Consider the following 20795-nt stretch of genomic DNA (forward strand, 5'->3'; position numbering starts at 1 on the left):
GGTCACCGGCACCCCACCCTGGCACCTAGGGGGAGACAGACCATGAGCATGTTGACTCCCCGGGGATTGAAGGGGAAGCAGTACCGGGTCACCGGAAACGCCTATCCCCGGCTGGGGCGCCCGCCGCGCCGCGGCCGGAAGGTCGCCCTCGGCCTCGGCGGCGTCCTGACCCTCGCCCTGGTCTCGGTCGGCGGCGTCCAGCTGTACGACGTCTTCACCGGTCACGGCAGGCACGCCTCCGCGCAGGCCTGCGCCACTCCCAGCAACTCCGGCAAGCCGCTCGCCGCGCCGACGCCGGCGGGCTCAGGTTCGCCCGCCGCGAGCGCCCCGGCCTCGCCCGGCGCCCCGGCGCCGGCCGCCAGCAACACGGCCGTCCCGCAGCCGCAGGCGGTCACCGTGAACGTCTACAACGCCACCGGCAAGGCGGGCCTGGCCGCCCACACCGCCGACGAGCTCAAGAAGCGCGGCTTCACCGTCGGCAAGGTCGGCAACGCGCCCACCGCGCTGGACAAGAAGGTCCCCGGTACCGCCCAGGTGATCAGCGGTCCCGGCGGACTCGGCGCCGCCACCCTGCTGGTCTCCCAGGTCGCCACGGCCACCTCCACCGAGGACACCCGCGCCGACGCCAGCGTCGACCTGGTGATCGGCGACACCTTCAGCGCGCTCGCCGACCCCACCCAGGCCGCCGCCGCCCTCGCCGAACTCACCAAGCCGTCGCCCACCCCGGAGCCCGGCCACTGCTGAGCCGTCCGGCCCGTCCGACCCTGGTGTCCCGGCGCGGACAGCAGGAACCGCCCGCGGAGAGGAATCCTCTCCGCGGGCGGTTCTTCGTTCACCCGCGGTCAGCCGGCCGTGCCGTACAGCCGGTCGCCCGCGTCGCCGAGGCCCGGGACGATGTAGCCGTGCTCGTTGAGGCGCTGGTCGAGGGCCGCCGTCACCACGGTCACCGGCTGGCCGGCGAGCTCGCGCTCCATCAGCGCGACGCCCTCCGGCGCGGCCAGCAGCACGACCGCCGTGACGTCGGTGGCACCGCGCTCCAGCAGCATCCGGATCGCGGCGACCAGGGTGCCGCCGGTGGCGAGCATCGGGTCGAGCACGTAGACCTGCCGGCCGGACAGGTCGTCCGGCATCCGGGTCGCGTACGTGGAGGCCTCGAGGGTCTCCTCGTTGCGGACCATGCCGAGGAAGCCGACCTCGGCGGTGGGCAGCAGCCGGGTCATGCCGTCGAGCATGCCGAGGCCGGCCCGCAGGATCGGGACGACCAGCGGGCGCGGGTAGGAGAGCCGGGTGCCCATGGTGACGGCGACCGGGGTGGTGATCTCGACGGTCTCGGTGCGGACGTCCCTGGTCGCCTCGTACGCGAGCAGGGTGACCAGCTCGTCGGTGAGCCGACGGAAGGTCGGCGAGTCCGTGCGCTCGTCGCGCAGGGTGGACAGCTTGTGGGCGACCAGCGGGTGGTCGACGACGTGGAGACGCATGGGAACGACGATAACGGCCGTCGGCACGTGCGTACGACTCCGCACGGTCGCGCCGCGACCCGCCGCGGCCAGCTCGGCGGGCGGGAGGAATGACCGAAGAGCGCGCTTTCCTGTGGTATTGGACGGACGCATCTGGGAAAGTCGGAACCTATGAAGAGCAACCCGACGCGGGCGACCACCGCCGGCGCGGGCGGGTCCGGCTCGACAGACGAGGCCCGTCCGACGCCCCAGACAGCCGCCGAGACTGCCGCGGAACGGCGCAAGCGCCGGGCCGTCTTCCTGCGGGAGCTCGCCGAGGCCAGAGAGCTGCGCGCCCGGGTGCAGCCACGACGGACCAAGGAGCGCCGGCTGCGCGAGGCCCTGCGGATGCGCACCTTCCGGATCTGATCCTCCCGCTCCCGGCCGCCGTCCCCGACCGCGCGCCGCGGGCCGTCCCCGACCGCGCGCCGCGGCCTCCGGACGCCCCGCGCCCCCACCGCAGTTGCGCCCCGTGAGCCCCCGAACGCCCCCACCCGAACGGGTTTGAGCGCCGTGATCGACGCGCGCGGCGGCCGCAACCCGGCCATTCCGACACGACCTGCGAAGACGCGCTGCCGAACACCCCCCGCAGCGGCGGGCTTTCTGTCACGATGCCGTGGGGGCGGTCCGAACAGCGGACCGCCTGCTGGCGCGGGGGCGGCCGGACCGCACCCGCCCGAGATCGCCGACAGCCGAGACCAATCTTGGGAGTGTCCCTGGTGGCGTACTTCGCTGCAGTGCTTGCTCGCACCGGTGCCGGGTGGAACGTGAGCGAGACCGAACTCGACGACGTAGAGACCCTGGCCGACCTGACCGACCTGGCCCGCGAGGCGGCGGACGACGACGACACCGTGCTGGTCTTCATCGAGCAGGAGGACGCCTGGTTCGCCGTCCTGCGCATCGACGGTGAGGACGACCCGCGGATCTTCGTCTCCGACGCGGCGGCGGCGGCGCGCAGTTCGTACGGCTCGGTGCTCACCGACGAGCTGATCGAACAGGACGGGGAGGCCGACTTCGACGACCTGGACGGGCTGGTCGCCGAGCTCGACGAGGACGACGAGGCGGCCGCCGAGGCCGAGGACGAGGACGACGACGAGCCCGCGGGCGGTCGGGGCGGCGCCCCGGTCGGGCCGATCGGGGACTCCGAGCTGCTGACCGAGTTCGGCATGGCCGCCGCGGACCTGCTGGACCTGGCCGGCGAGGGCGCGGCGCCGGGCGACGCGCTGGGCGAGATCGCCGAGGCGCTGGGCTGCAGCGAAGTCCTGGAGGCCGTTCGGTAGCGGCGGGCCCGGTGTCCGACACTGGGTCCATGCAGCCCGTCCCCAGCTCGCCCCTCATCGTCGACGAACGGCCGCGGATCGCCCCGCTGCCCGCCCCCGAGCGCCCCGATCCGGTCCGCGACCGGTGGACCCGCCAGATGCGCCTCGCCATCGAGGAGGCCGCGCTGGCCACCGCCACCGGTGACGTCCCGGTCGGGGCGCTCGTCCTGGGTCCCGACGGCGAGCTGCTCGGCCGGGGCCGCAACGTCCGCGAGGCGGTGGGCGACCCCACCGGGCACGCCGAGGTGGTGGCGATCCGCGAGGCCGCCCGCGCCGTCGGGGAGTGGCGCCTCAGCGGCTGCACGCTGGTGGTCACCCTGGAGCCGTGCACGATGTGCGCCGGCGCGATCGTCCTCTCCCGGCTGGACCGCGTCGTCTACGGCGCCCTCGACCCGAAGGCCGGCGCGGCCGGGTCGCTGTTCGACGTCATCCGCGACAACCGCCTCAACCACCGCCCCGAGGTGGTCCCCGGCGTACTCGCCGACGACTGCACCGCCCAGCTGCGCGCCTTCTTCGACACCCAGCGCTGACCCCCGCGCCCCGAACTCCCCCCGATACGGATTTCGTCCCGCCCAGGCCCATCCGGTAGAGTTCCCCTCGGTAGCGTGTCCGAGCGGCCAAAGGAGCACGCCTCGAAAGCGTGTGTGGGGGCAACTCCACCGTGGGTTCGAATCCCACCGCTACCGCTCTCGATCGAAGGGCCCTGACTGAGCATCAGTCGGGGCCCTTCGGCGTTTCCGGGCGACGGGGTCGGCGGGTGGGGGTCTACGGGGCGTCAAACTGGATTGCCGGGGCGGCAGTTGAGGGATGATGCGGGCATGGGGAGTGTGCGCTGGCGGGTGGCGGTGTGGGGCGGGGCCGTGGTCTCGATGGCGGGGCTGGCGGTGTTCCTGTGGAGCGAGGGGCTGGAGCGGGCCAACCAGTGGGCGGGCGTGCTCGGGCTGTTCGCGGGGGTCGCGGGACTGGCGCTGACGGTCACCGGCGGCGTGCGCGGTCGCGGCGGCGGCCAGTCCGCGGACGGGACGGCGGCGGGCGGCTCGGTGCGCCTGGTGCGGGACGTGAAGGGCGACGTGGTGATCGTCCGCCCCTCGGCGGGCGGCCCGGTCCCGGAGGCGGCGGTACCGCCCGCCGAGGGCGGTGGTGACGGGCAGTCGGTGCGCGGGGTGCGCGCGGGCGGGGACGTCGACCTGGTGGACGGCGTGGACGGCTCGGTGCGCTTCGGCGAGCAGCCGTGAGCGGGGGCCTGTGGCGGCGGCTGTTCGGCGCCGAGGAGGCCGGCCGGACCACGCAGTCGGCGGACCACGCGCAGGTCGGCGGCGACGTCACGCAGATCGCGCACGCGGAGCGCGTGCAGATCACCGTCGGCCCGCCCGCGGCGCCGCCCGGCGACCCGGAGCAGGCCCGCCGCGGCTACGCGCTGCGCCTGCGCGAGCGCTACCAGCGGCTCGACCTGGAGGTGCTGACCCCGCTGTCGGAGCAGGACGAGCACCCGGCGGTGCACCTGCGCGAGGTGTTCGTGCCGCAGCTGGTGCGGGCCGACCCGCCGCCGGTGGAGCTGCCCCGGGAGCTGCTGCGGCGGCTCGCCGCGGAGGGCGAGCTGGACCGCCAGGAGCTGCCGCCCGGCGTGGAGCGGGAGACGGTGCGCCGGGTGCAGGAGGCGTACCGGCGGCGGCCCGCGGTGCCGGTGCTGCCGCTGCTGGCCGGCCCGGACGGGCACCGGGCGGTGCTGCTGGGCGACCCGGGTTCGGGGAAGTCGACGCTGGCGCGGTTCCTGTGCCTGGCGCTCACCGAGCCGCTGATCCGCCCGGGGGCGCCCGTCCCGGAGGAGGTCGCGGCGCTGGCCGGGCGGCTGCCGCTGATCGTGGAGCTGCGCCGGTACGCGGACGCGGAGTGGCGCGGTCGCACCTTCGAGGACTTCCTGGTCCACCTGTACGACACCGAGGGCCTGGGCCTGCCCGCGGAGCTGCTGCACCGTCAGCTGGAGGAGGACGCGGCCCGCACCCTGGTGCTCTTCGACGGCCTGGACGAGCTGTTCGACCCGCAGGTACGGGAGACCGCGAGCCGCCGGATCGCCGCGTTCGCGGCCCGCTACCCGCAGCTGCGGGTGGTGGTGACCTCGCGGGTGATCGGCTACCGGCGGGAGCCGCTGGACGGGGCGGGCTTCGGCCACTACATGCTGGAGGACCTGGACCTCGGCCAGATCGAGGAGTTCGCGGCCCGCTGGTACGGCAACGCCTGCCCGAACGACCCCGCGGAGGCGGCCCGGCTGCGCCGCCGGGCGATGGCGGCGATCCAGGCGTCGGCGCCGGTGCGGGAGCTGGCGGGCAACCCGCTGATCCTGACCATCCTGGCGATCATCGGCCGCCGCCGGGAGCTGCCGCGGGACCGGCGCACCGTGTACGAGCACGCGGTGGCGGTGCTGGTGGAGCACTGGGACCCGTCGAAGTACCTGCAGGACCGCCGGGTGGACGGCGGGATGCCGTACCTCGCCTCGGAGGACCGGCTGGAGCTGCTGCGGCTGGTGGCCCGGCGGATGCAGGAGGGCGGTGACGGCATCGCGGCCAACCACATCCCGGGCGCGGAGCTGCTGGCCTCCTTCGAGCAGTACCTGCGCGAGCGCTACGAGCTGCCCGCGGACCGGGCCGCGCCGGTGGCCCGGGCGATGCTGCAGCAGTTCCGGGAGCGCAACTTCATCCTCAGCCGGTTCGGCGGCGAGGTGTACGGCTTCGTGCACCGGGCGTTCCTGGAGTACCTGGCGGCCGCGGACATCGCCTACCGGTTCAACCGGGAGCGCTCGCTGACGGAGGCCCAGCTGCTGGACGGGGTGTTCGCCCGGCGCTGGCGGGACCCGGCCTGGCGCGAGGTGCTGCTCCTGCTGGCCGGGGAGCTGGACGAGCGCTTCGTCGGCGAGGCGGTCTCCCGGCTGCTGGCCGCCGCCCCGGCGCTGCCCAGCGCGCTCGGCGAGGCGCCGGACTGGCTGGTGCTGGCGGTGCGCTGCCTCGGCGAGGTGCGCAAGCTCGGCCTGGTGGCGGCGCAGAGCATCGCGGTGGTGGACGCCCTGGTGGCACTGTTCGAGTCGTACGCGGCGGAGGGCTCGACCTACCTGCTGGGCGACACGGTGGAGGCGCTGGACGGGCTGCGGCCGGTGCTGGCGGGACTCGGCCCGCACTGGGTGGGCCGGGAGCGGTTCCTGCGCTGGTACCTGGTGTACGGGCACCACGCGCAGTTGGAGTCGCCGACCCTGGCGGAGGTCGGCTCGCTCGCTGCGCGGCTGGCCTGCGCGCTGCAGCTGAACGATCCGCGCGGCCCGCTGGTGCTGCGTGCCTGGGCCGAGCACGGCTGGTCGGTGGCGCTGCGGGCGGCCGCGTTCGGCGCGCTGGCGGAGGGCTGGGCGGGCGACCCGGACACCGCGGCGTTCGTCCGGCTGCGGATCGAGCAGGACCCGGACCAGCTGACCCGGGAGGCCGCGATCGACGCGCTCGCCGAGGGCTGGGCGGGCGACGCGGAGAGCGCGGCGTTCCTGCACGAGCGGGTCGCCGCGGTGCGCGGCCGGAACCGGCTGAGCGAGATGCTGGCGCTCGGCAAGGGCTGGACGGACGAGGCGCCGGCCCAGGAGCTGTTGCGGGAGATCGCGGCGGCCGAGCCGCAGGCGGAGATCCGCGGGTTGGCGGTGTTGGCGCTCACCGTGAACGGCCGGATCGGCACCGAGTTGGCGGAGTTCCTGCGCGAGCGGGTGCGCGCCGACCCGGACCACACGGTGCGGGTGATGGCGCTGGGGGCGATCTGCCTGCAGCCCGCCGAGGACCCGCGCAACGCGCCGTTCCTGCGCGAGCTGGCCGAGTCGGACAAGGACCCGCAGGTGCGGGCGGCGGCGCTCGGCGGGCTGGCCCACGGCTGGGCGGGCGACGCGCAGGTGGCGGCGTACCTGTGCCGCCAGGTCGCCGCGGACCCCGACCCGATCGTGCGCCGCCGGACGCTGTCGGTGCTGGCCCGGCGCTGGGCGGGCGACCCGCAGGTCGCCGAGCACCTGCAGGGCTTCGCCGCGGCGGACCGGGTGCCGGACGTGCGGGCGTTCGCGCTGGCGCTGCTCAGCCAGGGCTGGGCGGGCGATCCGCGGGTGGCGCTGTTCCTGTTCGAGCGGGCCGCCGGGGACGGGCCCGGCCGGGCGCTGGCCACCCGCGAGCTGGCGGCGCACTTCGGCGCCGATCCGGAGCTGGACGCGTTCGTCCGCGAGCAGGCCGAGCACTCCCCCGACCCGGTGGTGCGCGGCGCGGTGCTCACCGCCCTGTCGAACCGTCAGGACCCGGGCGCGGCGGCCCGTTCGCTGTTCCTGGACCGGGCCGTCGCCGACCCCGACGCGTACACCCGCGACCTCGCGCTCAGCGCGGTGGTGCGGTGCTTCGACGGGGAGCCGCGGGCCGCCGCGCTGCTGCTGGAGCGGGCGGCGGGGCTGCGCGAGGCGGACGTGCGGTTGGCGGTGCTGCGGGCGCTGCTGGCGCACCGGTCGGAGGATCCGGCGGTGTGGGAGCTGCTGCGGGAGCGCGCGGTGGGCGACCGTTCGGCGCCGATCCGGGCGATCGCGCTGCACGCGCTGTCGCGCCGGCGGGGTGCCGGTCCCGGTGCCTGGGCGCTGCTGCGCGAGCGGGCCACCGCCGATCCGGACCCGCTGCCGCGCCGGGTGGCGCTGCGCGGGCTGGTCGGGGCGCCGGAGCGGGACGCGGTGGTGGAGCTGCTGCGCTGGCGGTCGGTGGAGGACGAGAGTCCGGAGGTGCGGGTGGCGGCGCTGCGCGGGCTGGCGTTCGGGCGGCCGGACGCGGCGACGGCGGTGCTGCTGGCGGCGCGGGCCGGGGCGGAGCGGGTCCCGCTCGCGGCGGCCGAGGCGGAGCGGCTGCTGGACCTGGTCCGGCCCGCCGGGGAGCCGCCGGCGCTGCCGCACTGAGCGGTCGGGCGGCCGGGGAACGGCGAACGGCCCCGCACTCCCGGGCGGTTACCACCGTCGCCGGGGAGTGCGGGGCCGTCTCGAACCTCGCGGTCCGTGGTGGGGGCAGCAGCTCCGGGGGACGAGCTGCTGCCCCGATCGGAGGTCCCACAACCGGTGCCGCGTTCGGGGGGAAGCCGCGGCGCCCGGTCCCACAGCGGGGACCTCCGGATCGCCGTACCGGAGATTCCTGCCAGATCCTCGGTACATCAACCATCCTGCCGCGCCAGGGGGGTGGCCACATCCGGAGAAAGCCCTGTGGGCGGGGGACCTTCGTCCCGCCGGGTGAACAAGGCCCTCACCCCTTGCGCCGTCCGGTGGATAAGCTGCCGGGTGGCAGGGCCGCTCGGGGAGAAGGCGGCGGCCCACATCAGGGAGGCGGCCCGTTCGATGGCTCAGGCGAAGAAGGTGGCCATGTGGGTCCTGGTCATCTTCGTCATCTACACGATCATCACCTCGCCGGTCCGCGCGGCCGAGCTGGTGCAGCAGGGCTTCATCGGGATCTCGGACGCGGCGAAGGCGGTCGGCGCTTTCATGACCGGACTGGTCCGCTAGTACCGTGGCGGGGTTCGTCCTTCGGGGGCGCCCTCCCGACGGGACGTGCCTCCCTCACCCGCGAGGAGCGGCATCGTGATCCGGCACCTGGTCCTGTTCAAGCTCAACTCCGGCGTCGCCCAGGACGACCCGCGGGCGGTCGCCGGCGCGGAGGCGTTCGCCGGGCTCGGCGCGCTGATCCCCGAGCTGCGCGAGTGGGAGTGCGGCTGGAACACCACCGACCGTGACATCGCCTACGACTTCGCGATCAACAGCCTGGTCGAGGACCGCGACGCGCTGGCCGCGTACCTGGGCCACCCGGCGCACCAGGCCGCCGCCGGGCAGTGGCGCGAGTTCGCCACCTGGGTGATCGCGGACATCGAGGTCTGAGCACACATCGCACACGCACGACCCCGACGACCCCCGGCCTCCGCGCGAGGCCGGGGGTCGTCACGCACTGCGCCGAATGCTGGACGCCCCGTCAACACGCCTCCGCCCGGTGCTTGCCCGGTAGTGGAGCGACTTGTGATGCTATGACCGGTTTTGCCGGAAATTTTGGCGAGGTGATTCGACGAGGGAGGGGTGACGTGTCCGTGCGGACGCAGGACAGTGCGCCGGAGGACCGGCTCGAGGACGTGCCGGACCCCGCCGAGCTGGCCGCGCGCCGCTCCGGCGGGCGGGGCGCGATGGACGTCCGCACCCTGACCCGGGTGCTCTTCGAGCGGCTCGCCGAACTCCCGCCCGACGCCCCGGAACGGGCCCGGGTCCGCTCCGCGCTGATCGAGATCAACATCCCGCTGGTGCGCTACGCCGCGACCCGCTTCCGCAGCCGCAGCGAACCGATGGAGGACATCGTCCAGGTCGGCACCATCGGCCTGATCAACGCCATCGACCGCTTCGACCCCACCCGCGGCGTCCAGTTCCCCACCTACGCGCTGCCCACCATCCTCGGCGAGATCAAGCGCTACTTCCGCGACAACGTCCGCACCATGCACGTCCCGCGCCGCCTGCAGGAGCTCTGGGTCCAGGTCAGCGGCGCCATGGAGGAGCTGACGGTCACTCACGGCCGGGTCCCCAAGGTCCCCGAGATCGCCGCCAACCTGCGCATCCCCGAGGAGGACGTCCGGGCCTGCCTGGACGCCGGCCGCGCCTACAACGCCGCCTCCCTGGAGGCCGCCCAGGAGCACGAGGGCGGCCTCGCCCTGCTCGACCGGCTCGGCTACGAGGACTCCGCCCTCACCGACGTCGAGCACCGCGACATGGTCCGCCACCTGCTGGTCCAGCTCCCCGAGCGGGAGCGGCGGATCATCATGCTCCGGTTCTTCGCCAACCTGACGCAGTCGCAGATCTCCACCGAGCTCGGCATGTCCCAGATGCACGTCTCCCGGCTGCTCTCCCGCATCCTCACCCGGCTGCGCACCGGCAACTCCTGGGAGGAGTGACCCCGGCCCGCGTCGCGGCGCGTTACCGCCTCGTGACGACTCGCGACGTTCGGGTTTGCCGGGGCCGGTGTGCCGGTATTGACCTTTCAGACAGCGCCAGTCGGGAACCACCGTGCGGTGGTGACCGTTGGACGGACAGTCACGAGGGGGTGGGCGCGTGTCCGCAGAACCGGGCAGTGCGGTCGTCGAGGCCGTCGTCGTACAAATCCCGGCCCAGGCCGGACCCGTCGAGGTCCCGGACCGGGCCCTGGACACACGGACGCTCTCCCGCGCCCTGTTCCGCAGACTCGCCGCGCTCGACGCCGGCAGCGCGGAGCACGCCTACGTCCGCGACACCCTGATCGAGCTCAACCTGCCGCTGGTCCGGTACGCCTCCGCGCGCTTCCGCAGCCGCAACGAGCCGATGGAGGACATCGTCCAGGTCGGCACGATCGGCCTGATCAAGGCGATCGACCGCTTCGACCCCGAGCGCGGCGTCGAGTTCCCGACCTTCGCCATGCCCACCGTGGTCGGCGAGATCAAGCGCTTCTTCCGCGACACCAGCTGGTCGGTCCGGGTCCCGCGCCGCCTGCAGGAACTCCGCCTCGCCCTCACCAAGGCCGGCGACGAGCTCTCCCAGCGGCTCGACCGCTCCCCCACCGTCCCCGAACTCGCCGTCTACCTCGGCGTCTCCGAGGACGACGTGGTCGAGGGCCTCGCGGTCGGCAACGCCTACACCGCGAGCTCCCTCGACTCCACCCCCAGCGAGGACGACGGCGGCGACGGCCCGCTCGCCGAACGCCTCGGCTACGAGGACCTCGCCCTCGAAGGCGTCGAGTACCGCGAGTCCCTCAAGCCCCTGCTCGCCAAGCTCCCGCCCCGCGAGCGCCGGATCATCATGCTCCGCTTCTTCGGCAACCTGACCCAGTCCCAGATCGGCGAGGAGATCGGCATCTCCCAGATGCACGTCTCCCGGCTCCTGACCAAGACCCTGGCCCAACTGAGGGAGGGCCTGACCGCGGAGGGCTAGAACGGCTGTCCGTCCGGGAGGCCTCCATGCGCCCGGGCCTCGCCGCGCCCCGGAACCCGACCGCCGCGAACCCCCGCCGTTCCCCGGGCCCCTAGATGGTGCAAGTGGCCCTGAGCTTGGACAGGGTGCCTTCGTCGAGCCCCAGGCCGTCGTGCCAGAAGTGCTCGAAGGTGGGCCAACCGGCCGTGAGCTCCTCGAAGGCGGCGTCGAGGTAGGCGGCCTCCGCGCGGGCCAGCGGTCGCAGGACCGCCTCCGTGCGGGCGATCAGGTGCGCGGCGCGGTCGTTGGTGAGGAGGTAGTCCGCCAGGACGGCCTCGCGGGGGACGCCGAGGGCGGTGAGCAGGAGCGCGGCGGTCCAGCCGGTGCGGTCCTTGCCGGCGGTGCAGTGGAACAGGACGGGGCCGCCGTCCGCGTCGGCGATCAGCCGCAGGACCGCGGCGAACCGGCTGCGGGCGCCGGCGTCGGTGACGAACCAGCGGTACATCGCGGTCATCATCGCGGTGGCCCGGCCACCCCCGAGCGCCTCCTGCTTGGCCCGCTCGTCGCCGCCCGCCAGGGCACGTCGCAGGGTGACGTACAGATCGAAGTCCGCCGCGAACACCGGCAGGTGATGCAGCGTCGGCCCGAACCCGTCCAGGGCCGGGACGGTGAGGGCGGCGTTGGCGTCGACGGGCAGCACGGCGACCGGGAGGCCGGGTATCAGGTCGGGGCCGTGGTGGCGGACCTCGTCGAGGCTGCGCAGGTCGACCACGTGCCGCAGGCCGAGGCCGCCGAGCAGCTCCCGGTCGCGGTCGCCGAGCCGGCTGAGCGCCTCGGTGCGCAGCAGCGCGCCGGGGCGGACGGTGCGGCCGTCGGCGGTGCGGTAGCCGCCGAGGTCGCGGGCGTTGGCGGCGGCGGCCAGGCCGAGACTGCGGGCGGTCTCGGTGGAGGGCGCGGTCACGGGGCCTCCTCGCGGGGAGCGGTCGGTCCCGGCCAGTGTAGGCACGCCACGGTGCGGGACCGCCCGGGTGGGCCGGCGGTCCCGCGCGGGCCGGGTGTTACTTGACGGCCAGCCAGATCACGGCGGCCACGACCGCCAGGGCGACCAGGGCGCCGATGACGATCACCGGGGTGCGGTTCGGGGACGAGTTGCCGTAGGTGGTGACGGTGCCCGGGGCCTGCGCGGCCGGGGCCTCGTCGACGAACGCCCGGAACATCTGGGTCGAGCCGGCGGGGTCGTAGTCGTTGTCAGCCATGGACGGGACTCTAGCCAACCCGGGGTGCCCGCCGACACCCCGGACCCGGTCCGCGTCCGGGTCTGCACCGAGCCCTCACCTCGGGTGACGGCGGGATGAACGCCACGCCCGGGCGGAATCAAGCCGGACCCGAACGGGTTGTGGCGTCTCATGACGACCAGTGACGCCCCACGGGTGACCCTCGGCCCCTCCGACCTCGCGGTCTCCCCGCTCGCCCTCGGCGGCAACGTGTTCGGCTGGACGGCCGACCGGGACCGGTCCTTCGCCGTGCTGGACGCGTACACCGCGGCCGGCGGCAACTTCATCGACACCGCCGACGTCTACTCCGCGTGGGCGCCGGGCAACTCCGGCGGCGAGTCGGAGACGGTGATCGGCGAGTGGCTGCGCAGCCGCGGCAACCGCGAGCAGGTGGTGATCGCCACCAAGGTCGGCATGCTGGCCGGCCTGGACGACCTGAAGGCCGCGACCCTCAAGCGCGGCGCCGAGCAGTCGCTGCGCCGCCTCGGCGTGGAGCGGATCGACCTCTTCTACACCCACCGGGACGACCTCGACACGCCCGTCGAGGAGATCGTCACGGCGCTGGACGAGCTGGTCCGCGAGGGCAAGGTGCGGGAGGTCGCCGCCTCCAACATCGGCCCGGAGCGGCTCGCCGCCTCGCTCGCCTTCGCCGCCCGCGAGGGCCTGGCCCGGTACGTGGCGGTGCAGCCGCACTACAACCTGGTCTCCCGCGACACCTACGAGGGCGCGCTCGCGGACGTGGCGGCCGAGCACGGGCTGTCCGCCGTCCCGTACTTCGCGCTCGCCTCCGGCTTCCTGACCGGCAAGTACCGGCCGGGCGCGGTGGTGGACAGCGTCCGGGCGCAGGGCGCGGGCCGCCACCTGGACGATCCGCGCGGCCTGCGGGTGCTCGCCGCGCTGGACACCGTGGCGCTGGCGCACGGCGTCGAGGTGGCCACCGTGGCGCTGGCCTGGCTGGCCGCGCAGCCGACCGTCGCCGCGCCGCTGGCCAGCGCCCGCACCGTCGAGCAGCTGCCGCCGCTGCTGGCCGCGGCCGGTCTGGTGCTGACCGAGTCGGAGCTGAAGCTGCTCAGCGAGGCGTCCGCCTGACGCTCCGTCGGGAACGCAAAACGGCGCCCTCCCGCACGAGCGGGAGGGCGCCGTCGGCTCCGCCCGTCAGGGGCGGCCGAAGAAGTCCGGGTAGTAGCCGCTGTTCAGGCGGGAGATCCGGACGTTCTTGCCGGGGCGCGGGGCCTCCACGTACGTCCCGTCGCCGAGGTAGATCGCGACGTGGTGGATGCCGGAAGCCCGGCCGTTGTTCGACCAGAAGACCAGGTCACCGCGCTGGAGCTGCCCCGAGCTGATCGGGGTGGTGGCCCGGTACTGGTCGTCGGCGACCCGCGGGGTGGAGATCCCGGCCCGGCGGTACGCCTGCTGGACCAGGCCCGAGCAGTCGAAGCCGTCCGGGCCGTTGCCGCCCCACACGTACGGCTTGCCGACCTGCGCCAGCGCGTAGGAGACCGCGGCCTCGTACCCGCTGGACGCCGCGGGGGCCCGGGTCCGGCCGCCCGTGTCGCCGGTGCGCTGGAGGTAGACGTCGTAGTGGCTGGTGTAGCGCCACTCGCCGGCCGCGTTCTTGAACCAGTACACCGAACCGTCCCAGCCCTGGCGGATCCCGCCGGACGAGGAGGACGGCGCGGCGGGCTGCGGCGCGGACTTCGACTGGGCGGCGGACTGGCCGGTGCGGGAGAGGTAGACGTCGTACCACTTGGTGTAGCGCCATTCCCCGGCGGCGTTCTTGAACCAGTACACCGAGCCGTCCCAGCCGGGGCCGCTCGGCGCGGGCATCGCGTGCGCGGTGCCCGCCCCGAGGCCGAGCCCGGCGATGCCCGCACCCGCCAGCACCGTCGTGGCCAGGCAGGTCGACCGGACGAGGCGGTCTATTCGGCCCGCCCGTTCGGTCGCGCCGGACCCGGCGGTCCGGCGCACCGGACGGGCGCAGTACGCGCACCGGCAGGCTGACGCGCCGTCGGACTCGGCGAAGGCCGGCAGCGGGGCGTCGGACCAGTCCGGCAGGTCGGCGGGGTCGGTGGATATCGAGGCGAGCGCGGTCGTCACGCGGGTTTCCCTTCCTTGCGGTGCGGCCGGGCGGCCGGGGCGGGCACCGAGGCGGTGACCCCGGCCGGGGCGACGAACGCGACCAGCAGCTGCTCCATCAGGGCGCTGCGCGCGCTGTCGTCCAACTCGTGGGCGGTGGCCCGCTCCAGGCGGCGCACCGCGAGCGCGGCGGCCTCCACCGCGTCGTCCACCAGCACGGTCCGCAGACCGGCGTCCAGGTCGGCGAGCCGGCGGCGGCGCATCGACTCGGAGACCTCCGGCGCGTAGTCCAGCGCCAGCGGCTGCACCGAGTACACCTCGATACCGGTCGGCGCGGTCTCCGCGGCCAGCGCCCGGGTCAGCTCCTCGGCGAACCACTGGCCGTCGCGCAGGGCCGGGCCGGGCGCGGAGTCGGAGTCGCAGGGCAGAACGGAGGCGGTCCGGGTGAGAACGGCCTGCACCTGCTCGCGCAGATACGTTTCGTGCTCGGCGATCCCCAGGGTGGCCCGCGCGGTGTCCTTCACCCGCCACACGATCAGCAGCCGCACCACCAGCGGGGTGCCGGCCCGGTCGGTGACGTGCACCGGCTCGCTGCGCCAGTGCCGCAGCCGCACGTCCACCCGGCGACGGCGCAGCAGCGGGTTCACCCACAGCAGGCCGGTCCGCCGGACGGTGCCCCGGTAGCGGCCCCAGCGGGTCAGCACCCGGGTCTCGCCGCCGGGGTTGGTCAGCAGGCCCGCCAGCGCCACCAGCATCACCGCGCCGATCGCGCTGACCGCCGTGATCACCCGGTCGGTGACCTCCATCTGCCCGCTCGCCCGGACGGTGTCGCTGCGCACGTCCGGCAGGGCGGCCAGGTTCGGGATGACGCCCGCGCGGGTCAGCACCAGCACCACGCCGGTCGCGCCGAGCAGCAGCACCAGCAGCGGCAGCCACCCGGGTAGGGCGAACGCGCGCCGCTCGCGCAGCGACTGGTCGGCCCGCGGCGGGCGCCGGTGCGCGGCGGCCTCGCCCGCCGTCGGATGCGCCGACTCCCCGGCGCCGCGCTCCGCCCGCCGGCCGACCGCGCGCAGGCCGCCGCTCACCCCCGGCTCGGGGATCGGCTTCTCGGCGAAGGCCTTCGCGGGGACGGCCGCCTCGGGGAGGGCCAGGTCGGCGCGTGCCAGGTCGGGGACGGCGTTGTCGGCCGAGGTGACGGGGAGCTGCTGCGTGGCGGCTTCCAGTTCGTCCTCGGCCTGGGCGGCGGTCCTGATCAGCGGCTTGGTGACCGCCTTCGCCACCGCCTTGGTCAGTTGGGTCGCACCGGCGGGGAGCTCGGGTGCGGCGGGAGGCCAGGAGTTGGGTCGCGACGACGAGTCGCGGGTGACGTCCATGCACGGGTCCTAAGGGTCAGAGTGGCGCGCAACGGGCGGCCCGGATCTGACGGGCAGTGCCACGCTCAGGTTAGGTTGATAAGTCATCAAATGCGACATTTGGTCAGCGATGTGTCGATGCGTCGACTACCACCTCGACGGCGCGGCCCGCCCACTCCCACCTGCGGGAACGAGCGGGCCGAGGGTGCCGCGGAGCTCATCCGACGCCCCGTCAGCGACGCCGGGTACCACTCCCCCGGCCGAACACCCGGCGGGTCAACAGCCCCATCGCCGCCAGCATCAGCAGCACCCCGCAGGCCACCCCCCGCCAGCCGGTGGCCGCCTCCCGGTGGGCCGCCACCGCCGTGTCCGGCGGCGGCGCTGCCGGGGTGCGCGACCGCGCCTCGTCCGCCGCCTCCGCATCCCGGTACTGCCGGTCCGGATCGGCGGGCATCGCCGTCGCGGTGGTCTTCGGCTCGGACGGCATCTTCCCGGCGGCGACCGGCGATCCCGGGCCTGACGGAACGACAGAAGCCGAGGCAGAGGCGGCCACAGACCCGGCGGCGACCGGTGACAGCGACGTTGACGGTGACGTTGACGGGAGCGCGGAGCGGGGCGCACCGGGCGACGCCGAGGCCGCACCCACGACCGGCACCTGACCGGCGGCGGAGGGAGCGCCAGCGGACGGAGCCCTGCCGGCGGCGAGCGCGGAGGCAGCCGCCATCGTGGACGCCTCCGATGCCGAGGAGCCGGGCACGGGGGCCCCCGACGCGGCAGCGCCCGCGCTCGAACTCCCGGATGGCGAAGCACCCGTGGCCGAGCCGCCTGCCGACACTCCGACACCCGGACCGGCCGTGCTCGGGCCTCCGGACGGCGAGGCACCCGCGCCGGAGCTACCCACACCGGCGCCGCCCGCCGACCCGCCGGTGCCCTGACCGGCCGTGCTCGGGCTCCCGGTCGGCGAACCGTCTGCCGGAGCGCTGGCACCCGGCCCGCCCGGAGGTGCGATCGGTACCGCCGGTGCGGCGGCCGAGGCACTCGGGGCGGTCTGGGCCGACGGTGCGGCGGAGCCCGACGGGCTTGCGGCAGCACTGCTCTGACCCGGAGTCGGGCCGAACACCGGCGGCACCACGATCGGGAAGAGCCCCGGTGGCAGCGGCACCGGCGGGTCGAACACCGGCAGCGTCGAGCCGGACGGCGACGGCGCCGGAGCACCCGACGGCGAGCCGGACGGCAGGGCCGAGTCCGAGGGCATGGGCGAGACCGCTGTGGCGGACGGGCTACTTGACGCCACGTCGGCAGCCGAGGCCGAGGCCGAAGCTGAAGCCGACGGCGTACCCGGAAGCGCCCCACCGGCGCTCGCCGAGGCCGACCCGCTCGGCGTCCCGACCGCACTCGGCGAGGCAGCAGCCGAACTCGACCCCGACGCAGACCCAGACGCCGACGCAGACGGCGACGGCGACGCGGTCGGTGCCGGGGTGCCCGGCGCAGCCGCGACGCGGACGGGGACGGGGTCGCCCGGGGTGCCGTTGCCGGCGGGGTCGGTGGCGGTGGGGAGGAGCGTGAGGTCGCCGGGCGGGAGGTCGCGGGTGGCGGTGCAGCTCCAGGTGCCGTCGGCGGCGGTGAGCGCGCTGCACAGCGTGAACCGGGCGGCGTCGTTCTTGGCGGCGGCGGTGACGGTGACGGTGACGGTGGAGCCGGGTTCGGCGCGGCCGGCGAGCCGGGGACGCGCGGAGTGCAGGAGTTCGCCCGATGCGGGGGCGGTGAGGGTGGGTTTGTCGGGCGCGGTGGTGTCGATGGTGAGGCCGGCGGGCTTGCCGTCCACCCGGTTGCCGGCGCCGTCGACCGCGATCGGGGTGAGCTGGTAGCGGCCGTCGGGGAGGTTCTCGACGGGGAGGCAGGACCAGCTGCCGTCGGCGGCCACCGCGGTGGAGCAGAGTTCGCCGGGAGCGCGTCCGGGGGTGCTCGAGGTGACGGTGACCGTGACGGTGGAGCCGGGCTCGCCGAGGCCGGTGACCAGGAGCCCGGGGTCGTTGGTGTACGCGGGCAGGGTGAGCTGCGGGGCGGTGGGCGGCGCGGTCTTGACGGTCAGTCGGATCGGATCGCCGCGCAGCACCATGCCGCTGCGGGTGGTCTCCACCGGGACCAGGGTGTGCGCGCCCTCGCCGAGCGGGTGGTCGGGGCGGCAGGCCCAGGTGCCGTCGTTGCCGGCCCGGGCGGTGCACAGGGTGGCGTCGCCCTCCCGGACGGCGACGCTCGCCCCGGGGACGGCGCCCTCGCCCCGGAACTCGGGCCGGTTGTCGGCGGTGACGGTGCCGGGGACCGGCAGCGAGATCTCCGGCTGGGCGGCGCCGACCGAGAAGGAGACCTTCTGGTCGACGACCTGTCCGGAGTCGGCGAAGCCGCCGGAGCCGACGAGTTGGGCGCCGCCGCGGGCGAGCCGCAGCCGGGCCCAGGTCTCGCCGCCGGCCGCGCCGGACGGCACCTGCCACTCCAACGCGGCGGTGCTCGCGCCGGCGGGCACGTCGGTCTGCACCCGTTCCGCCGCGTCGAAGCGGCCGTTGTGGTCGAAGTCGATCCAGCCGGCCAGCACGGCCGCACCGGAGCCGGGGCTGACCGGCACGTCCAGGTGGTAGTAGCGGCCGACGGCGGCTTCGGTCGGGAAGCGCAGCGAGGGGTCGGCGCCCTGGTACTCGGTGCGGCCGGGCTGGAGCTGCGGTGGGGCGGGGTTGGACCAGGGGCTGCGCCGGCTCTGCCCGCCGTCGAGTTCCACGCTGGGGCCGACCGGTCCGGCGTCCGGCGGGGGCGGCGCCGGGGCGGGGGGCGGTCCGGGCAGCAGCGGCCGGCTGACGCTCTGGGTCAGGCCGGGCCGGTTGCGGGTGGCGGCGGGCACGGCGTCCTGGCCGAGGAACAGGTCGGAGACCAGGTGGGAGGCGTTGCCGTAGCCCTGCGGTGCGGTGCCCAGGCCCTCGTCGAGGGTGACGGTGTACGCCTGGCGCAGTGCGGCGGGGGCGGTGGTCGAGCCGCTCCGGGCGGTGGAGCGCTGCTCGACCCGGAAGGAGACGGTGGTGAAGGTACCGGCCAGTTCCAGCGTGCCGGTGCCGTCGGCGGAGCCGTCCTGGGTGCCGTCGCCGACGGGGGCGAGCTCGCCGGCGCCGACCGTCCAGCCGTTCCAGCCGGTGCGGCCGACCAGGGTGGGGGCGGACGGGCTGCCGCCGGTGACGGTCAGTCGGGTCGCGGTGCCGGTGCTGCCGTCCTTGCCGGTGGCCAGCCCCGCCAGGCCGCTGACGTGCAGTCGGGGGTTGCGCACCGGGCGGGTGAAGGTGAGCTGGAGGGTGCCGAGGGTGTGCCAGGAGCCGTCGGTGCCGGGGCGGCGCTCGGCGACCAGGAAGGTCTCCGCCGGGTCGCCGGGGCGGATGCCGTCCGTGTAGGCGCTGCCCCCGCCCGCGCGTTCGGCGAGCTTCCCGGGCGCGGTCGTGGCGGTGACCCCGGGTGCGGCGGCGAAGTCCAGCTGGATGCCCAGCCCGGAGGGCAGCACGGCGCGCCGCTCGGCGGACCAGCCGTCCGGGGTCTGCTGCCCGCCCGCGAGCGGGGTGTTCAGGCCCACCAGCAGGCCGGTGGCGATCAGTACGGCGCTGCCGCGGGGGAACTGTCGGCACATCCGGCTCTCCTCTCGGTGTCGTCCGCCACGTCGCGGTCGGGATGTCATTCCTGGCATTCATGACGATCCGACAAAAGGGAATCACGATCGGGTTTCGGTCATACCGCGACACCTGGCCATTCCGTCCGAACCACCCGATTGGTGGCCACTCCGCCGGCAGTATCCGGATACCCTCCCGATGCACCGCCAACTCACTCAAACACGCATCAACCGGGCAGCTCCTGACGGTTCTTGACCGTTCATCAGACTGCCATGTTCGAATTAGTGCGTTTATCAGTAGAGTCGGCGGGCGTGACGATTGATTCCGCTCTCGTCAAGGCCGGCTTCGCCGCCGTTGAGCCCCACGGCACCGAGGTCACCGCCTACTTCTACCGGCATCTGTTCGAACACCATCCGGCTGTCCGGCCGCTCTTCGCCGACCACCTCGACGAGCAGCAGGACCGGCTGTGGGCCGCCCTCCGCACCCTGGTCACCACGCTCGACGACACCGACGCCGTGGTCGCCGTGCTGCAGGGCCTGGGCCGCCGGCACGCCGGGTACGGCGCACTGCCCGACCACTTCCCGGCCGTCGGCGGCAGCCTGCTCGCCACCCTGGCGCACTACGCGGGCGACAGCTGGACCCCGGAGGTCGAAGCCGCCTGGACCGCCCTCTACGGCGTCATCACCGAGGTCATGAGCGGGTCGCTGACCGAAGCCGCCGCGGGCTGAGCTGCCCTGGTGGCCTTCGACCCCGCGGTCGTCCGCGACAGCTTCGCCGTCGTCGAGCGCCCCGCCGATCAACTGACCAGGTTCTTCTACGCCCACCTGTTCACCCCGAGCACTACCCCGCCGTGGGCGCCAGCCTGATCGCCGCACTCAAGCACTTCTCCGGCCACCACTGGTCACCCGAGATCGAGAAGGCCTGGGTGGAGGCGTACACCGTCATCTCCCAGGCGATGATCGACGCCGCCGCGGCCGTCCCCGCCGACACCCCGCGCTGGTGGAACGCCGAGGTGCTGGAGCGCCGCCGGGCCGCCCCCGACCTCGCGGTGCTCACCCTGCGGCCCGACCGGCCGTACCCGTTCACCGCCGGCCAGTACCTGACCGCCTGCTCCGACCGGCACGCCCAGGTCTGGCGGCCGTACTCGATCGCCTGCGCGCCGCGCCCCGACCACACCCTGGAGCTGCACGTCCGCCGGATCCCCGGCGGGCCGCTCTCCGGCGCGCTGGTCAACGACGTGGTGCCCGGCGAGCACGTCCGGCGGCCGGCCCGCCACCGTCTTCGTCGCCGCCCGACCTGGCCGCCGCCGTGACCGCCCAACTCCTCGACCAGCGCGCCGATCCCGCCCTCATCAAGCACGATCCGGCGACCGGCAGCTTCAACCGGAGCCGCCCGCTCACCCCCGCCGAGTGGTTCCTCGACGAACGCGACGTGCCCTGGATCAACCGCACCGAACTCGGCTGACCGGGCCGCGGGAACGACGAAGGCCCCGGGTGGGAACCGATGGCGTCCCGTGGAGTGGTGTAGCAGGGATCTTGGCGTAACCCCTGGTCATGAAGGATCCATCGCGTAACTCTCCGAGTAGGAAGGCTCGTTGAGTGAGAGGTGCGCGATGGCCTTGTCCCAGTCTGACCTACTCCGCCTCATGGAGTCACTGCGTTCGGCGGACGGAATCGAGTTGATCAGGGTCCTCGC

The 20795-nt window shown here is 74.7% G+C and carries 21 protein-coding genes and 1 tRNA gene; 16 read left to right on the forward strand and 6 right to left on the reverse strand.

Going from position 1 to position 20795, the window contains the following annotated elements:
- Positions 1-42 precede the first annotated feature (42 nt).
- Positions 43-744 carry a LytR C-terminal domain-containing protein gene (locus AB0K51_RS26920; RefSeq protein ID WP_363459731.1) on the forward strand — a complete coding sequence of 234 codons (702 nt, stop codon included), beginning with the start codon at positions 43-45 and terminating at the stop codon, positions 742-744.
- A 98-nt stretch (positions 745-842) separates the two neighbouring features.
- Here AB0K51_RS26920 and upp read toward each other — a convergent pair whose 3' ends face one another.
- Positions 843-1478 carry a uracil phosphoribosyltransferase gene (gene upp / locus AB0K51_RS26925; protein ID WP_363459732.1) on the reverse strand — a complete coding sequence of 212 codons (636 nt, stop codon included), beginning with the start codon at positions 1476-1478 and terminating at the stop codon, positions 843-845.
- Positions 1479-1628: 150 nt separating this feature from the next.
- Here upp and AB0K51_RS26930 point away from each other — a divergent pair, with 150 nt between their 5' ends.
- From AB0K51_RS26930 to AB0K51_RS26975, 10 genes are all read left to right on the forward strand, one after another.
- Positions 1629-1865: a hypothetical protein gene (locus AB0K51_RS26930; protein ID WP_363459733.1), complete on the forward strand. Its 237-nt coding sequence runs from the start codon at positions 1629-1631 to the stop codon at positions 1863-1865.
- Between the two features lie 350 nt (positions 1866-2215).
- Positions 2216-2776, forward strand: a complete 561-nt coding sequence (locus tag AB0K51_RS26935) for a hypothetical protein (RefSeq protein WP_363459734.1) — start codon at positions 2216-2218, stop codon at positions 2774-2776.
- Between the two features lie 137 nt (positions 2777-2913).
- The gene (locus tag AB0K51_RS26940) at positions 2914-3345 is read left to right on the forward strand and encodes a nucleoside deaminase (RefSeq protein ID WP_363459749.1); all 432 of its coding nucleotides are present in this window, start codon (positions 2914-2916) and stop codon (positions 3343-3345) included.
- 69 nt (positions 3346-3414) lie between these two features.
- Positions 3415-3501 (forward strand) — tRNA-Ser (locus AB0K51_RS26945).
- Between the two features lie 132 nt (positions 3502-3633).
- Positions 3634-4050: a hypothetical protein gene (locus AB0K51_RS26950; protein WP_363459735.1), complete on the forward strand. Its 417-nt coding sequence runs from the start codon at positions 3634-3636 to the stop codon at positions 4048-4050.
- Entirely contained in the window at positions 4047-7754 is a 3708-nt protein-coding gene (locus AB0K51_RS26955; protein WP_363459736.1) for a HEAT repeat domain-containing protein, read from the forward strand. Before AB0K51_RS26950 ends, AB0K51_RS26955 begins: the two co-directional genes overlap by 4 nt.
- A gap of 429 nt (positions 7755-8183) precedes the next feature.
- A complete protein-coding gene (locus AB0K51_RS26960; RefSeq protein ID WP_363459737.1) occupies positions 8184-8348 on the forward strand; it encodes a hypothetical protein in 165 nt (54 codons plus the stop codon).
- Positions 8349-8423: 75 nt separating this feature from the next.
- Complete coding sequence (locus AB0K51_RS26965) at positions 8424-8717, forward strand: Dabb family protein (protein WP_363459738.1); 294 nt, start codon at positions 8424-8426, stop codon at positions 8715-8717.
- Between the two features lie 245 nt (positions 8718-8962).
- Complete coding sequence (locus AB0K51_RS26970; RefSeq protein ID WP_363459750.1) at positions 8963-9769, forward strand: RNA polymerase sigma factor SigF; 807 nt, start codon at positions 8963-8965, stop codon at positions 9767-9769.
- 205 nt (positions 9770-9974) lie between these two features.
- Entirely contained in the window at positions 9975-10778 is an 804-nt protein-coding gene (locus AB0K51_RS26975) for an RNA polymerase sigma factor SigF (protein WP_363459751.1), read from the forward strand.
- Between the two features lie 91 nt (positions 10779-10869).
- Here AB0K51_RS26975 and AB0K51_RS26980 read toward each other — a convergent pair whose 3' ends face one another.
- On the reverse strand, positions 10870-11718 hold the full coding sequence (locus AB0K51_RS26980; protein ID WP_363459739.1) for a tyrosine-protein phosphatase: 849 nt from the start codon (positions 11716-11718) through the stop codon (positions 10870-10872).
- A gap of 97 nt (positions 11719-11815) precedes the next feature.
- Positions 11816-12013: a hypothetical protein gene (locus tag AB0K51_RS26985; protein WP_363459740.1), complete on the reverse strand. Its 198-nt coding sequence runs from the start codon at positions 12011-12013 to the stop codon at positions 11816-11818.
- Positions 12014-12163: 150 nt separating this feature from the next.
- Between AB0K51_RS26985 and AB0K51_RS26990 the strand changes: the two genes are divergently transcribed.
- A complete protein-coding gene (locus AB0K51_RS26990; RefSeq protein ID WP_363459741.1) occupies positions 12164-13120 on the forward strand; it encodes an aldo/keto reductase in 957 nt (318 codons plus the stop codon).
- 66 nt (positions 13121-13186) lie between these two features.
- On the opposite strand, the gene AB0K51_RS26995 is transcribed toward AB0K51_RS26990, so the two are convergent.
- The 3 genes from AB0K51_RS26995 to AB0K51_RS27005 all read right to left on the reverse strand — a co-directional run bounded on the left by AB0K51_RS26995 (position 13187) and on the right by AB0K51_RS27005 (position 19120).
- Positions 13187-14128: a C40 family peptidase gene (locus AB0K51_RS26995; protein WP_363459742.1), complete on the reverse strand. Its 942-nt coding sequence runs from the start codon at positions 14126-14128 to the stop codon at positions 13187-13189.
- Positions 14125-15480 (reverse strand): SPFH domain-containing protein, encoded by a 1356-nt coding sequence (locus AB0K51_RS27000; protein ID WP_363459743.1) that lies wholly within the window; start codon positions 15478-15480, stop codon positions 14125-14127. Before AB0K51_RS27000 ends, AB0K51_RS26995 begins: the two co-directional genes overlap by 4 nt.
- 211 nt (positions 15481-15691) lie before the next feature.
- Complete coding sequence (locus AB0K51_RS27005; protein ID WP_363459744.1) at positions 15692-19120, reverse strand: Ig-like domain-containing protein; 3429 nt, start codon at positions 19118-19120, stop codon at positions 15692-15694.
- 291 nt (positions 19121-19411) lie between these two features.
- Between AB0K51_RS27005 and AB0K51_RS27010 the strand changes: the two genes are divergently transcribed.
- From AB0K51_RS27010 to AB0K51_RS27025, 4 genes are read left to right on the forward strand one after another with little or no spacing between them, the layout of a single operon-like run.
- Positions 19412-19828 carry a globin family protein gene (locus tag AB0K51_RS27010; protein WP_363459745.1) on the forward strand — a complete coding sequence of 139 codons (417 nt, stop codon included), beginning with the start codon at positions 19412-19414 and terminating at the stop codon, positions 19826-19828.
- Between the two features lie 9 nt (positions 19829-19837).
- Entirely contained in the window at positions 19838-19966 is a 129-nt protein-coding gene (locus AB0K51_RS27015) for a hypothetical protein (RefSeq protein WP_363459746.1), read from the forward strand.
- Positions 19951-20412, forward strand: a complete 462-nt coding sequence (locus AB0K51_RS27020; RefSeq protein ID WP_363459747.1) for an FAD-binding oxidoreductase — start codon at positions 19951-19953, stop codon at positions 20410-20412. Before AB0K51_RS27015 ends, AB0K51_RS27020 begins: the two co-directional genes overlap by 16 nt.
- Positions 20409-20564: a hypothetical protein gene (locus AB0K51_RS27025; protein ID WP_363459748.1), complete on the forward strand. Its 156-nt coding sequence runs from the start codon at positions 20409-20411 to the stop codon at positions 20562-20564. Before AB0K51_RS27020 ends, AB0K51_RS27025 begins: the two co-directional genes overlap by 4 nt.
- Positions 20565-20795 lie beyond the last annotated feature (231 nt).

The sequence above is a fragment of the Kitasatospora sp. NPDC049285 genome (assembly GCF_040678815.1).
GTDB lineage: Bacteria > Actinomycetota > Actinomycetes > Streptomycetales > Streptomycetaceae > Kitasatospora.

Excerpts from the sequence above, each read along its gene's own strand:
- AB0K51_RS26985 (WP_363459740.1), bottom strand. The coding sequence starts at position 12,013 with ATGGCTGACAACGACTACGACCCCGCCGGCTCGACCCAGATGTTCCGG.
- AB0K51_RS27000 (WP_363459743.1), bottom strand. The coding sequence starts at position 15,480 with ATGGACGTCACCCGCGACTCGTCGTCGCGACCCAACTCCTGGCCTCCC.
- AB0K51_RS26990 (WP_363459741.1), top strand. The coding sequence starts at position 12,164 with ATGACGACCAGTGACGCCCCACGGGTGACCCTCGGCCCCTCCGACCTC.
- AB0K51_RS26950 (WP_363459735.1), top strand. The coding sequence starts at position 3,634 with ATGGGGAGTGTGCGCTGGCGGGTGGCGGTGTGGGGCGGGGCCGTGGTC.
- AB0K51_RS26940 (WP_363459749.1), top strand. The coding sequence starts at position 2,914 with ATGCGCCTCGCCATCGAGGAGGCCGCGCTGGCCACCGCCACCGGTGAC.
- AB0K51_RS26930 (WP_363459733.1), top strand. The coding sequence starts at position 1,629 with ATGAAGAGCAACCCGACGCGGGCGACCACCGCCGGCGCGGGCGGGTCC.
- upp (WP_363459732.1), bottom strand. The coding sequence starts at position 1,478 with ATGCGTCTCCACGTCGTCGACCACCCGCTGGTCGCCCACAAGCTGTCC.
- AB0K51_RS26960 (WP_363459737.1), top strand. The coding sequence starts at position 8,184 with ATGGCTCAGGCGAAGAAGGTGGCCATGTGGGTCCTGGTCATCTTCGTC.
- AB0K51_RS26920 (WP_363459731.1), top strand. The coding sequence starts at position 43 with ATGAGCATGTTGACTCCCCGGGGATTGAAGGGGAAGCAGTACCGGGTC.
- AB0K51_RS27005 (WP_363459744.1), bottom strand. The coding sequence starts at position 19,120 with ATGTGCCGACAGTTCCCCCGCGGCAGCGCCGTACTGATCGCCACCGGC.